Origin of the sequence: Streptosporangium sp. NBC_01469 (assembly GCF_036227305.1) — a bacterium.
GTDB lineage: Bacteria > Actinomycetota > Actinomycetes > Streptosporangiales > Streptosporangiaceae > Streptosporangium.
The window spans coordinates 3422318-3436243 of sequence record NZ_CP109465.1 but is presented as its reverse complement, the minus strand read 5'-3'; the positions used below and the strand labels follow the sequence as shown (position 1 = coordinate 3436243).

Here is a 13926-nt window from a genome sequence, read left to right as displayed (position 1 = left end):
GGAAACCGGGAGGTCATGGTGCGCCGACTCATCCCCGTCGCGCTCGCCGGGCTTCTCGGGCTTCTCGGTGCGGGGTGCTCGGCGGCCGGCGCGCGGGAGACCGAACGGTTCGGCGGGACGGGTCCCTTCACCCTCGTGATCGGTCGCGACACGACCGCCTACCTGCAGCCGCTGCTCGACCGGTGGAACCAGACCCACCCCGGGGAGCGGGCGACCCTGCTCGAGCTCCCCGAGGCGGCCGACGAGCAGCGCGCCCAGATGGTCGCCAACCTACAGGCCAGGAGCGACCGCTACGACGTGCTCGGGCTCGACGTGGTCTGGACGGCGGAGTTCGCCGAGGCCGGCTGGATCCTGCCGCTGGAGCGCGCGATGTTCCCGCTCAACCGGTTCCTGCCGCCGGTCGTCGACACGGCGGTCTACCGGGGCAAGCTCTGGGCGGTTCCGTACACCAGCAACGCCGGCCTCCTCTACTACCGCAAGGACCTGCTGGCCAAGGAGGGCTTCAAGCCGCCGAAGACCTGGGGGGAGCTGCGCACCCAGGCACGCGCCCTGCACGGGAAGTACGGCATCGGCGGCTACGCGGGGCAGTTCCTGGCCTACGAGGGCCTGACCGTCAACTTCGCCGAGGCCGTGCAGTCGGCGGGCGGGCAGATCCTCAGCCCGGACGGCACCAAGGTCACCATGGACGTGACCAAGGCGAAGGCCGGTCTGGACTTCCTGGTGGACGGGTTCCGGGAGGGTTGGATCCCGCCCGAGTCCCTCTCCTTCAAGGAGGAGGAGTCGCGGCTGGCCTTCCAGGAGGGCAGGCTGGCCTTCGCCCGCAACTGGCCGCACGCGTACGGGCCGGCCACCGACTCGTCCGTCGCGGACAGGTTCGGGGTCACCCGGCTTCCCGGGCCGAACGGGCCGGGAACGGGCTCGCTCGGCGGCTACAACCTCGCGGTGAGCGCCTTCTCCAAGCGGCAGAAGTCGGCCACCGAGTTCATCCGCTACTTCACCAGCCTGGAGAACCAGCGGCGGGTGCTCGCCGACGGCTCGTTCCCGCCCGTGTGGGCCGAGTTGTACGACGACCCCGGTCTGATCAAGCGTTTTCCCTACCTGCCGGTCCTGAAGCAGAGCATCCTCTCCGCCCGGCCCAGGCCCGCCAGCGCCAACTACAACCAGGTGAGCCTGGTGATCGCCAGCGCGGTCTCCAACGCCCTCACACCGCCCTTCACGAAGGACGACAGTGACGACGTCGCCTCCTCCATGAAGGGCCAACTAGAAGAGATCATCCGGGCTCAATGACGCCGGGGTGATCCCCCGGCAGAAGCCGTCATCCCCATTTCGGCTGCTTGTTCGTCCCATATATCCCTCCATTTCAAGTTTTAACGTTCCAGGAGGTCTGTTCAGCATGCGCAGAACCATTGCCGCAGTGACAACGGCGGGACTCGCCCTGGCACTCGCCGCGTGCGGCGGCGGCGAGTCGGCCGCCCCGGCACCGGCCGCGAGCGGCAGCGAGTCCGCGCCGGCCCCGGCCGCCAAGACCCTCGAAGGGGTGACCGTCGAGGTCGCCGCCAAGTGGACCGGCGCCGAGCAGGCCAACTTCGAGGCGGTGCTCAAGGCGTTCCAGGCGAAGACCGGCGCCAAGGTCACCTACGCCTCCACCGGCGAGGACACCGGCGCCTACCTCGGCCCGCGCATCGAGGGCGGCAACCCGCCGGACGTCGCGATCCTGCCCCAGCCCGGCCTGGTCCAGCAGTACGCGGACCAGAAGGCGCTCAAGCCGCTCACCGCCGAGGTCCTGAAGCAGATCGACGACAACTACACCCCGTACTGGAAGGAACTCGGCTCCGCCGACGGCCAGTCCTACGGCGTGCTGGTGAAGGCGGCCCACAAGTCGCTCGTCTGGTACCGCGACCAGGCCTTCCAGGACGCCGGGGCGACGCCCCCGGCCACCTGGGACGACCTGATCAAGACCGCCCAGACGATCGCCGACTCCGGCACCCCGCCGTTTTCCCTGTGCGGCGCCTCCGGCTGGACCCTGACCGACCTGTTCGAGAACGTCTACCTGTCCACCGCGGGCCCGGAGAACTACACCAAGCTCTCCAAGCACGAGATCCCGTGGACCGACCCCAGCGTGACGACCGCGCTGGAGAAGATCGGGCAGCTCGTCGGCAAGAAGGAGTTCCTGCTCGGCGGCTCCGCCGGCGCCCTGCAGACCGACTTCCCGACCTGCGTGACCCAGGTCTACGGCCAGGACAAGTCGGCGATGGTCATCGAGGCGGACTTCGTGGGCGTCACGGCCGAGCAGTCGGGCGCGAAGCTCGGCGAGGAGGCCAAGTACTTCCCGTTCCCGAAGGCCGGTGAGACCGAGCCGGTCGTGCTGGGCGGCGACATCGCGGTGGCGCTGAAGGACTCCAAGGGCGCGATGGCGCTGCTGGAGTTCCTCGCCTCCAAGGAGGGCGGCGAGGTCTGGGCGAAGCTCCCCGGCTACCTCTCTCCCAACCGCAACGTCTCGCCCGACAACTACCCGGACGAGCTGACCAAGAAGCTCGCCGAGACGATCATCGCCGCCGGCGACGCCGTCCGCTACGACATGTCCGACCTCGCGCCCAGCGCCTTCGGCGGCACCGACGGCAAGGCCGAGTGGAAGTTCCTGCAGGACTTCGTCCGCGACCCCTCGGACATCAAGGGCATCCAGACCAAGCTTGAGGCCGAGGCCAAGAAGGCCTGGAAGTAAGGAGAGCGGCCGTGACCGATCGGTTAGACGGCCCGCAGGGTCCGCGTGGCGGCGACGTCGCCCGCGGCCCCTCCTCCGGACCTGACGACACCCGGGGGCCGGCGCAGGACGCCGGCCCCGCCCACACCCCCGACACCACCCCCGGCGCCCGTACGACCGGCGCCGGAGCCCCCGCAGCCCCGGCCGGCGGCGAGACCCCGGAGACCCCTGAGCCCTCCGGGACGACGGCCTCCGGCGGCGGGAACGGCCACCCGGCCGCGCCGGTCACCGGACCGGCACTCGCGACGGCCGGGGCCGCGACTCCGGCGGCTCCGGCGGCTCCGGCGACGGTGCCCGCCGGGGCCTCCCGGCTGGGACCGCGGCCGACGCTGGCGCTCTGGTTCCTGCTGCCGGGCGCGCTCCTGCTCGGCGTGATGGTGATCTACCCGATCATCTACTCGATCTTCCGTAGCCTCTACGACGCCGGCGGCAGCACCTTCGTCGGGGTCGACAACTACGCGACGATCTTCAGCGACTCCTCCACCCTGACCACGATCAGAAACAACCTGATCTGGGTCGCGGTGGCCCCCGCCCTGGTCACCGTGGTCGGCCTCATCTTCGCGGTGCTGACCGAGCGGATCCGCTGGGCGACCGCGTTCAAGCTGGTCGTGTTCATGCCGATGGCCGTCTCCCTGATGGCCTCCGGCGTCATCTTCCGCCTGGTCTACGAGCAGGCCCCCGACCGGGGTGTGGCCAACGCCGTGATCACCTCGGTGACCGGCCTCTTCGGCTCGGACCAGGGCTACCCGGACGCCCGTCCCAGGGAGAACGACCAGTCCCCGGTCGCCCCCGGTCAGGGCGGTGGGGTGGTGGCCAAGCAGCCCGCGCAGCCGGGGCAGGCGGTGCTCCTGCCGCTCGTGGGCGTGAAGCCCGCCACCCTCGCCTCGGCCTCGGCGGCGAAGGCGGCCCAGCCGGGCCCCGGCGAACTGGCCGGAACCGTCTGGTTCGACTTCACCCAGGGCGGCGGCGGCGCGCCCAACCAGGTGGACGGCACCGAGAAGGCCCTGGCCGGGATGACGGTCGAGGCGGTGCAGAACGGCGCCGTCAAGGCCACCGCCACCAGCGAGGCCGACGGCACCTTCCGCTTCACCGGGCTCGCGCCGGGTGACTACCAGGTGCGGCTGCCGCAGTCGAACTTCGACGCGGCCTTCGGCGGGATCTCCTGGCTGGGCCCGACACTGATCACCCCGGCGATCATCGGCGCGTTCATCTGGGTGTGGGCCGGGTTCGCCATGGTGCTGATCGCGGCCGGGCTCGCGGCCATCCCGCGCGACGCGCTGGAGGCGGCCCGCATCGACGGCGCCACCGAGTGGCAGGTGTTCCGCAAGATCACCGTCCCGCTGCTCTCCCCGGTGCTGCTCGTCGTGTTCGTCACGATGATCATCAATACCCTGAAGGTCTTCGACCTGGTCTTCGTCATCGCGCCGGGATCGGTGCAGCCGCAGGCCAACGTGATCGCGCTGGAGATGTGGCGGGTCTCGTTCGGCGGAGGCAGCAACCAGGGGCTGGGCAGCGCGCTCGCCATCTTCCTGCTGATCCTCGTCCTGCCCTTCATGATTCTCAACATCCGCCGGTTCAGGAGGGACAACCAGTGACGACCTCCACCCTCGGCGCCCCGCCCCGCGGCGCCCTCGGCAGGATCGTGGACCGGCTGGGCGGCGGCCTGGTCCAGGCGGTACTGATAGTGATCGGCCTGTTCTGGCTGGTTCCCACCCTGGGCCTGTTCGTGGTCTCGATCCGCGACGAGACGGCCAACAACTCCACCGGCTGGTGGACGATCCTCACCAAGCCGGCCGAGCTGACGCTCAAGAACTACTCCGACCTGCTGGCCACCGGGTTCACCGCGTCGTTCTGGAACACCGTGTTCATCACGGTGCCCTCGACCGTCCTGGTGATCGGCATCGCCGCCATGGCGGCGTACGCGTTCGCCTGGATGGAGTTTCCCGGCAGGGACGCGCTGTTCCTGGTGGTGGTCGGCCTGCTGGTGGTGCCGACCCAGATCGCGCTGATCCCGATCGCGAAACTGTACGGCTCGGCCGGGATCTTCGGCTCCATCGCGAGTGTGGTGCTCTTCCACGTCGCCTTCGGCCTCCCCTTCGCCATCTTCCTGCTCCGCAACTTCTTCGCGGGCATCCCGCGCTCGCTGCTGGAGGCGGCGCGGATGGACGGCGCGGGGGAATGGAAGATCTTCTCGACCGTGGTGTTCCCGCTGGCCAAACCGGCGGTCGCCTCGCTCGGGATCTTCCAGTTCCTCTGGGTCTGGAACGACCTGCTCGTCTCGCTGGTCTTCGCCAACGCCGAGAACCAGCCCATGACCAAGGCCCTGCAGTCCCAAATGCGGCAATTCGGGACTAACGTGGACATTCTTGCGCCAGGAGCTTTCCTGTCGCTGATTATCCCGTTGATCCTCTTTTTCGCCTTCCAGCGATATTTCGTCCAAGGGATGATGGCTGGTTCGGTGAAGTAGATAACAGGGGCAGGCCCGGTACGGCACGCGCTGATTTCCAGCACGCGGCGTACCGGGCCTAAAACCTCGATAGGGTCCTGCACATGGCCGCACGTCCCTTGAACGAAGTCGTGGAAGCCGGGTGGGCCGAGGCCCTCGAACCCGTCGCCGAGAAGATCGCCGAGATGGGCGAGTTCCTCCGGAAGGAGGTGGCGGAAGGCAGGCAGTACCTCCCCTCGGGCGCCAATGTGCTCCGCGCCTTCCAGCAGCCTTTTGACCAGGTCAAGGTGCTGATCGTGGGCCAGGACCCGTATCCCACGCCGGGTCACCCGATCGGCCTGAGCTTCTCCGTCGCCGCGGATGTGCGCCCGATCCCGGGCAGCCTGCGCAACATCTACAAGGAGCTCACCGAGGACCTCGGGCTGCCGATGCCGGGCAACGGCGACCTGACCCCCTGGACCGAGCAGGGCGTGCTCCTGCTCAACAGGGTGCTCACCGTCATGCCGGGCAAGCCCGCCTCGCACCGCGGCAAGGGCTGGGAAGAAGTCACCGAGCAGGCCATCAAGGCCCTCGTCGCCCGCGACAAGCCGATGGTGGCGATCCTGTGGGGACGCGACGCCCGCAACCTCCGCCCGATGCTCGGTTCCGTCCCGGCCATCGAGTCGGCACACCCCAGCCCCCTGTCGGCCCGCAGCGGCTTCTTCGGCTCCCGCCCGTTCAGCAAGACGAACGAGCTTCTCGAGCAGCAGGGCGCCGCCCCCGTGGAGTGGAAGCTCCCCTAGGCTGTTCCGACCATACCCAGGCACTAGGATTTCCACCATGAGTGATGTATCGGGCACCGAACGCTATCTACGTCTGACCGTTGAGCTGACCGTGGAGGTGCAGGACATCGCCGCCCTGCAGGCCGCCGCGCTGAAAGAGATCAGCCACCCTGACGCCGATCTTGACGACGACGAGCGCAAGGAGCAGGCGGAGCTGGTCTCGGCCGACGACACCGGCGCCACCGCGCTGCAGTGGCTGATCGAGCCGGACCACGTCCTGGGGCTGATCGAGCATGTCGACCAGATCGAGCCCCGTGAGGCCGTGCTGGGCGTCGAGCCCTCTGACGGCCCCTCGGACGAGGATGAGGACGACGACGACCACGCGGGTCACGACCACGCCGGTCACGACCACAAGCACTGAGCACGATTCCCACCGCCCCGGCGGTGGTGGGCCTTCCCGGCCAGGCGCCCCGCCGGGAGACCCACCACCGCCGGGGCTTCTCGTCGTCCGGGCACCACCCACCGCGAGGGCTCCCCACGACCGGGCCCTTCGCCGTGGAACGCCCGCCGGGGGAACGCCCGCCGGGGCCCTCATCGCGGGGCACCCTGCGGAGCGGGGCACCCGGCGGAAGGGCCCGCGTCTCAGCCGGTGACGATGACCTCCTCGCGGCGGGCCGCCAGGGCGTCCCGAAGCCGGGTCAGCTCTTCGCGGCGGACGTCCAGGCCCTCGACCGTACGCCTCACCCACTCGGCGACGTCCGCCACGGCCGCGCCGGTGCTCTCGATCCGGTGGTGCTTGATCGCGTCGGTGATGATGTTGTCGAAGAACATGTCGGCGAACCAGCGGGTGTCCACCTCGGGAAGCTTCGGGGCGACGTTCACGCCGATGTCGACGAGCTCCCTGGCGAAGGTGTCCAGCAGCTGCTGGGCGTGCCAGGCGGCCTCGTCCGCGTTACGCAGGTGACCGTGCTCCATCATGTCCGCGAAACCGCCGCCCCCGGCCAGCATGTCCCACGTGGAGGCGCCCCGGGCGCCACCCAGGCAGCGCAGGACCTCGCCGACCCCGTGGAACGCGTCGACCCCGGCCCGGTGGGCCTCCTGGTACTCCGCCAGGTCGGCGCGGGTGTCGGCGAGGCGCTGGTCGAGCTCGACCAGCTCGCGGCCCCTGGAGTCACCGGACGCGACCAGCCGGCGCTCCTCGCGCTCCAGCAGCGCGTCGTACTCCTCCCGCGCCGGCCCGAGCCCGGCGAGCCCCTCGTCGACGGCGGCCCGGTCGGCGTTCAGCCATTCGAGGCGGTTGCGCTGGCCGTCCAGGCGTTGCCGCACGGCCAGCACCTCGGCGCGCTCCCTGGCGAGCCGTTCGTCCCTGGACCCGGTGAGCCCGGCCAGGAGGGCGGAGAAACCGCCGCCCTCCAGCTTGGAGACGTCCTCCTCCTCCTTGGCGAGCTGGTCCTCGAGGTCACCCAGGAGCGCCGCGACCTCGTCGAGCTGCACGGCCACCGCGCCACGCCGGCTGGTCAGTTGTTCGAGCCGCCGTACTCGTTCGCGGGCGGTGAGCAGGGCGTCGGCGGCATCGGCGGCATAGGGGGTCACACCTGTGCGACGCGTGAGAGGGACGATTCGTTCCGCACCACCCGTATCACCACTCAGCCCCTGTCCGGGCGGGCTCGACACCCAACCGGGGACGCCCGGAAGCCTCCAGAGCCGATCGCCACCACCCGTATCACCTCACCGCCGGGCGGGTTCAGTCCATGGGCACCAGGGGTGCCGGATAGCCGGGGACGCCCAGGGGGAGCCTCCAGGGCTCGTGGACCGCCCGCGTGGGCACGGCGTCGAGCTCGGGGACGTGGCGGCGGACGTACTCGCCGTCCGGGTCGTACCGCCTGGCCTGCCGGATGTGGTTGACGGGCCGGTTGGGCCGGGTGTCGTTGCCGGTCCCGGCGACCCACTGCCAGTTGCCGTAGTTGTTGGCGACGTCGCCGTCGAGCAGCAGATCGAAGAAGTGGTCGGCGCCGACGCGCCAGTCGACGCGCAGCCGCCGGACGAGGAACGAACCCACGATCATGCGGGCCCGGTTGTGCATCCAGCCCTCGGTGAGCAGCTGCCGCATCCCGGCGTCCACGATCGGGATCCCGGTCATGCCCTCCTTCCACGCCTGCGCCGCGTGGTCGTCGTCGCGCCACTCGTGCCCGCGCGGCCGGTAGTCGTCCCGGTTGATGCGCGGGAAGGCCCGCGTCACCTGGTAGAAGAAGTCACGCCAGCACAGCTGCCTGACGAACTCCTCGCCGTCCCCGCCCTTTCCCGCCTCCCCGGCGAGCGCCTCCAGCTCCAGCGGTGAGACGCAGCCGAAGCGCAGGTATGGGCTGAGCCTGGAGGTGCGGTTGCCCGCCATGTCGTCGTGGCCGTCGGCGTAGTCGGCCACGCAGTGCCTCAGCCACTGCGTCATCCTCCGGCGCCCGGCCGTCTCGCCGCCCCTGAACAGCTCGCACGGCTCGCGTCCCGGCTCGGGCAGTTTTCCCGGCGTCAGGCCTTCGGGGACGTTCACCGTGCCGGGGGCCTTGAGCACGTCCCTGCGGGGCTGCCGGGTCCAGGCCCGCCAGTAGGGCGTGAAGACCCGGTAGTGGTCGCCTCCGCCCGACGGCCTGAGGGCGTCGGGGGGCACGATCGTCAGGCCGGGGAACATCTGGAACGCCGTCCTGGCGCGCTCGCACTCCTCGGCCAGGCGCCGCTGCCTGCGGTTCGCGAAGGTGCTGACGTCCATGCTGGTGTAGACGGCCTGGGCCTTCGACTCAGCCGCCAGGCGCATCGTCTCGGCGACCTGGTCGCCGTGGCGCACGGCCAGCTCGCCACCTCGTTCGCGGAGCGATCCGCGCAGGTCGGCGAGGCACTCGGAGAGGAATCCCCGGCGGGCGGCCCCGGGCACGGCGGGGTCCGCGACGAAGAGCGGTATGACATGACGTGCGCGCTCGCACGCCGCGGCGAGCGCCGGGTGGTCGTGCACCCGGAGGTCGCGGCTGAACAAAACGATCACAGTATCGGTCACGTTTCCCCTTCGGCCGGTCACGCTCCGCCGGTTGCGTCCGCCGGGGTCCGGAACTCGAAAGAATGTTCATGGAGCAACCGCTCGCGTCGCCTGTCAGGCTGGTACGGGACAGATCAGGCGTGAAATGGGATGAGATGGACGAGCAGCGTCAGGTGGCGTCCGGCGAGGAACCGGGTTACGGCATCGGAGCCGTCGCGCGGCGCCTCGGAGTGCCCGCCCCCACGCTGCGGACCTGGAACCTACGCTACGGCGTGGGCCCGAGCCGCCGGAGCCCGGGGGGGCACCGCCGCTACGACGCCCGCGACCTGTGGCGTCTGGAGGAGATGAACCGGCTCATCAGGAGCGGGGTTCCCGCCTCCGACGCGGCACGAGAGGTCCTGAGGATCGAGACCGTCCCCCCGGCGCCTCCGGCGGAGCGGCGGCGGGAGCCCGGATGGCCGGTCTCCGCGGGGATCCCGTCCCTCGCGGCCGGGCGGTTGCCCGGCGTGCCCACGGTGGCGATGCTGGCGCGGGCGGCGATGACGCTGGACGGCGGGGCCGTCCACGGCTGGATCAACGCGGCGCTGGCCAGGCACGGCGTGCGGTGGACCTGGGAGCAGCTGGCGATGCCGGTCTTCGAGACGATCTGCAGGCGCCAGTCGGAGAGCGGGGCGAGCATCGAGGTCGAGCACCTGTTCTCCGACCGGCTGCTGGCCGCGCTGATCGGGCTCACCGAGCGCCCCGCCCGGCCGGCCGGTGATCGCCCCGTCCTACTCGCCTGCGCCGAGGACGATCTCCACAGCCTGCCGATCTACGCGCTGGCCGCCGCGCTGACCACCGACCACCACGTGGAGACCCGGGTGCTGGGTGCCAGGACCCCGTATCCGGCGCTGGCGGACGCGATGCGGCGGCTGGGCCCCTCGGTGGTCTTCGTCTGGTCCCAGCTGGCCGAGACCGGCGACCCCGCCCCGCTCGCGTCGCTGCCCACGCTCCGCCCGCCGAGCCTGATCGTCGCCGGTGGTGTGGGCTGGTGGGACGGCCTGCCCGCGTCCATCACCCGCGTCACGTCGTTCCAGGACGCGCTCACCCGCGTCACCGCCGCCGCCCTGGCCTGACCCTTCCCCGGTACGCCCCCGCTCCGCCCCACCCTGCCGGTCGGGCACGTCACCGGCCCTCAGGCCCGCTCACCCCGCCCCTTCCGGCCACGCCGCTGCCTCCGGCCACGCCGCCCAATCCCCCACCGGCCGCGGCCCCGCCCTCTCCGGCCGTCCCGCGTCGCCCTCTCCGGCCGCGCCGCCCGATCTCCTCGGGCCGTCCCGCGCCGCCCTCCCGATCGCGGCGCCCGCCTTCCCCGCCATATCCGCCGCAGCCGCCGAACCCGCGGGCACCGCCGTGCCGCTTGCTTGCGATCACGGCCGTCGAGCGAGTATGAATAAGTTTTGAGTAGGTTTTCCTGGTAAGAGGAGGGCATCATGACAGACCCCCTGAACACCCGGTTCGCCGAGGGCGACGAGGCGGCGCTGGTCGAGTGCCTCCGCGCCCACGGGCCTCTCATCCGCTCCTACCTGCGGCGATTCGTCCGGCCGCAGGATGTCGAGGACCTTCAGCAGATCGTGTTCGCGGAGGTCTGGCGTTCCCGGCACCGCTTCGACCCGGCGCGCAGCCTCCCCGCCTGGATGCTCGGCATCGCCCACAAGCGCGCGGTCGACCAGCTGCGGATACGCACCCTGCGCACGGTGCCGCTGGACGTGATCGCCGATCCCGCCGGGGACGACGGCCGGATCGACGGTGACGGCCTGGCGGAGCGCGACCAGGTGCAGCGGGCGCTGGCCGAGCTGCCCGAGCCGCAGCGCCAGGCGATCGAGCTGGCCTACTACGGCGACCTGACCCAGCGGGAGATCGCCGAGAGGCTGAGCGTCCCGCTCGGCACGATCAAGGCCCGTACGGCACGCGGCCTGCGCCGCCTGTCCGGCATCCTCGGCACGGCCACGACGGGCGGCTGGGACGCCGGACCGCACCGGGAGAAGGTGCCCGCCGCGCGTGGCGCGAGCGGTTCGAGCGCGATGGGCGCGACAGACGAGGTGGGCACGATGAACGGCACCGACGGAACCGGCAGGACCGGCAGGACGGACGAGGCGGCCCGGCAGGTCGTCAGGCCGAGGGTCGCGGTGTCCAGCTGCCTGCTGGGCGAGCCGGTCAGGTTCGACGGCGGGCACAGCCGCAACCGGTTCCTCAGCGGCGAGCTGGACAAACACGTCGAGTGGGTGCACATCTGCCCGGAGATGGAGATCGGCCTCGGCAGCCCGCGCGAGACCCTCCGCCTGGAGCGCTCACCGGACGGCACGCGGCTGGTCTCCAGGAAGAGCCGGGTGGACCTCACCGAGAAGATGACCGCCCTCGCCGCCGAACGGGTCCCGGCCCTGCGGGAGGTGGACGGTTACGTCCTCAAGTCGAAAAGCCCCAGCTGCGGGGTGCACGGCATCCCCGTCCACTCGGGCGGCACGACCGTGGACCGCGGGGGCAGGGGGGTGTTCGCGGCCTCGGTCCTCGACACCCATCCGCTGCTGCCGGTCGAGGACGAGGGGCGGCTCAACGATGCCTTGCTCCGCGAGAGCTTCGTGGAACGGATCTTCGCCCGCGCCCGGCTCCGCGCGCTGCTGGAGAGCGACTGGCGCCCTCGTGACCTGGTCTCCTTCCACGCCCGGCACAAGATGCAGCTGCTGGCCCACGACCCCGAGGCCTCCCGGGAGGCGGGCCGGGTGGTGGCCGGGGCGGGCACGCGGCCCCGCGACGAGCTGGCCGCCGACTACGCCCGCGTCTTCGGCACGGCGTTCGCCGCCAAGGCGAGCATCGGCCGACACGTCAACGTCCTGCAGCACTGCGTGGGGATGGTGGGCGACGCGCTCGACCCGGCCCGCCGGGCCGACCTGGCGGAGGTCATCGCCTCCTACCGGGCCGGGCAGGTGGCGCTGAGCGTCCCGGCGACCCTGATCCGCCACCACGCCCAGGGCGAGGCCGGGGAGTACGTACGGGATCAGACGTACTTCTCCCCGTACCCGGAGGATCTCCGGCTGCGCAACCACGTGCCCGCCTGAACCCGCGGCCGTCGCGACACCCGCCGGACGCCGCCACCGGACGCCGCCGCCGGACAGCGCGACGCCAGGACCGGTCAGGTCCGGGCGTCGCGGCGGCCCGGGAACGACCGGTCAGACGGCCGGATCCAGCCGCACGACCGCGAGGGAACGGGGAGGCAGGGACAGCTCCTCCCCCTGCACGGTCGCCGACGGGTCGGAGGCGAGCAGGATGTGGCCGGGCGCGAACCGGCCCGTCCCGAGCTTGACCGTGAGCGCGACCGGGCCGAGGTTGGCCGCCACCCTGAGCCCTCCCCGGTGCACGACCAGCCAGGACTCGCCGTGGTCGACGCGTACCCGCTCCAGCCTCGGGTCCGTCAGCTCGGGGTGGGCGCGGCGCAGCGCGATGAGGGCGCGGTACCAGTCGAGGTGGGCCCGGTGGGCGTCGTCGTCCAGCTCGCTCCAGTCGAGCTTGGAGCGCAGGAACGTCATCTCCTCCCCGGGATCGGGGGCCTTGTCCGCCCAGTCGTCGTAGCCGAAGCCGACGAACTCCCGCCGCCGCCGGTCGCCCTCGCCCTCGCGCAGCTGCGGCTCGACGTGGTCGGTGAAGAACAGGAACGGCGCCCGCGTCCCCCACTCCTCCCCCATGAACAGCATGGGGGTGAACGGCGAGGTCAGCAGGAGCCCCGCGGCCAGCCGCAGCGCCTCGGGCGCCATCCGGTCGCCCTCGGCCCGGTTGCCGATCTGGTCGTGGTTCTGCGCGCAGCAGACGAAGCGGTAGCCGGGCACGTGGGACGCCGGGCGGCCGTGGGAGCGCCCCCGGAAGGACGAGTAGGTCCCGTCGTGGTAGTAGGCGCGGGTCAGCACCTTGGGCAGGGCGCCGTGGAAGTCGTCGTAGTAGCCGTGCCGCTCACCGGTCACCGCCACGTGCAGGGCGTGGTGGACGTCGTCGTTCCAGGCCGCCGCGAGACCGAACCCGCCGGCCTCGCGGGGGGTCATCAGCCGGGGGTCGTTGAGGTCGGACTCGGCGATGAGCGTGAGCGGCCTGCCCACGGCCGCCGACAGCGCCTCCGTCTCGGCGGCGATCTCCTCCAGCAGGTGCACGGCCCGGTCGTCGTGCAGCGCGTGCACGGCGTCCAGCCGCAGGCCGTCGATGTGGTAGTCGCGCAGCCACTGCAGCGCGTTGCCGACGAAGTAGGCGCGCACCTCGTCGGAGCCGGGACCGTCCAGGTTGACGGCCTGCCCCCAGAAGGAGGAGGCGCTGGAGTGGAAGTACGGGCCGAAGGGGGCGAGGAAGTTGCCCGAGGGGCCGAGGTGGTTGTAGACGACGTCGAGGATCACGCCGAGCCCGCGCCGGTGACAGGCGTCCACGAAGCGCTTGAGCCCGTCGGGGCCACCGTAGGTCTCGGTGACGGCCCACAGGTCCACGCCGTCGTAGCCCCAGTTACGCCCGCCGGGCACCGGCGGCACCGGCATGATCTCCACGAAGTCGACGCCGAGCTCCGCGAGGTGCTCCAGCCTGCCGATCGCCGCGTCGAAGGTGCCCTCGGGGGTGAAGGCGCCGATGTGCAACTCGTAGATGATCGCGCCCGGCAGGTCGCGGCCCCGCCACAGGGCGTCGCCCCACTCGAAGCGGCCGTGGTCGTAGACCCGGCTCGGGCCGAAGATCCCCCCCGGCTGCCGGCGGGTCCTGGGGTCGGGCAGCGCCTCGCCCCCGTCCAGCCGGAACCGGTAGTCGGTGCCGTGCCCGGCGCCGGGAACCTCCGCCGTCCACCAGCCGCCTCCGGCGGACGACATCGGGTAGCGGACCTCGCCGATCTCCACGTCCACCGCCGTCGCCTGCGGCGCCCATACCTCGAACATCG

General features: G+C 71.5%; 11 protein-coding genes and 1 pseudogene. 9 read left to right on the top strand and 3 right to left on the bottom strand.

The features are described 5' to 3' along the window. The first annotated feature begins 15 nt into the window (after positions 1-15). From OG587_RS15520 to OG587_RS15495, 6 genes are all read left to right on the top strand, one after another. Positions 16-1287: an ABC transporter substrate-binding protein gene (locus OG587_RS15520; protein WP_329090893.1), complete on the top strand. Its 1272-nt coding sequence runs from the start codon at positions 16-18 to the stop codon at positions 1285-1287. Positions 1288-1393: 106 nt separating this feature from the next. Then, positions 1394-2722 (top strand): ABC transporter substrate-binding protein, encoded by a 1329-nt coding sequence (locus tag OG587_RS15515; protein ID WP_329090891.1) that lies wholly within the window; start codon positions 1394-1396, stop codon positions 2720-2722. Positions 2723-2733: 11 nt separating this feature from the next. After that, a complete protein-coding gene (locus tag OG587_RS15510; RefSeq protein ID WP_329090889.1) occupies positions 2734-4356 on the top strand; it encodes an ABC transporter permease in 1623 nt (540 codons plus the stop codon). Next, entirely contained in the window at positions 4353-5228 is an 876-nt protein-coding gene (locus OG587_RS15505) for a carbohydrate ABC transporter permease (RefSeq protein ID WP_329090887.1), read from the top strand. Before OG587_RS15510 ends, OG587_RS15505 begins: the two co-directional genes overlap by 4 nt. An 83-nt stretch (positions 5229-5311) precedes the next feature. Then, positions 5312-5989, top strand: coding sequence for a uracil-DNA glycosylase (locus OG587_RS15500; RefSeq protein WP_329090884.1), 678 nt, complete (start codon positions 5312-5314; stop codon positions 5987-5989). Positions 5990-6026: 37 nt separating this feature from the next. Continuing rightward, entirely contained in the window at positions 6027-6389 is a 363-nt protein-coding gene (locus OG587_RS15495; protein ID WP_329090882.1) for a hypothetical protein, read from the top strand. Between the two features lie 221 nt (positions 6390-6610). Here the strand turns inward: OG587_RS15495 and OG587_RS15490 are convergent, their stop codons facing one another. Then, entirely contained in the window at positions 6611-7561 is a 951-nt protein-coding gene (locus tag OG587_RS15490) for a hypothetical protein (protein ID WP_329090880.1), read from the bottom strand. A 151-nt stretch (positions 7562-7712) separates the two neighbouring features. Further along, positions 7713-9011, bottom strand: coding sequence for a cryptochrome/photolyase family protein (locus OG587_RS15485; protein ID WP_329090877.1), 1299 nt, complete (start codon positions 9009-9011; stop codon positions 7713-7715). A gap of 134 nt (positions 9012-9145) precedes the next feature. Here OG587_RS15485 and OG587_RS15480 point away from each other — a divergent pair, with 134 nt between their 5' ends. The 3 genes and pseudogenes from OG587_RS15480 to OG587_RS47165 all read left to right on the top strand — a co-directional run bounded on the left by OG587_RS15480 (position 9146) and on the right by OG587_RS47165 (position 12085). After that, complete coding sequence (locus OG587_RS15480; protein ID WP_329090875.1) at positions 9146-10105, top strand: MerR family transcriptional regulator; 960 nt, start codon at positions 9146-9148, stop codon at positions 10103-10105. A 357-nt stretch (positions 10106-10462) separates the two neighbouring features. Continuing rightward, positions 10463-10948: pseudogene (locus tag OG587_RS47170) on the top strand (RNA polymerase sigma factor); the annotation flags it as partial. Between the two features lie 132 nt (positions 10949-11080). Next, complete coding sequence (locus OG587_RS47165; RefSeq protein WP_443075620.1) at positions 11081-12085, top strand: YbgA family protein; 1005 nt, start codon at positions 11081-11083, stop codon at positions 12083-12085. Between the two features lie 111 nt (positions 12086-12196). On the opposite strand, the gene treZ is transcribed toward OG587_RS47165, so the two are convergent. Next, positions 12197-13924 carry a malto-oligosyltrehalose trehalohydrolase gene (gene treZ / locus OG587_RS15470; RefSeq protein ID WP_329090871.1) on the bottom strand — a complete coding sequence of 576 codons (1728 nt, stop codon included), beginning with the start codon at positions 13922-13924 and terminating at the stop codon, positions 12197-12199. Between the last annotated feature and the right edge of the window lie 2 nt (positions 13925-13926).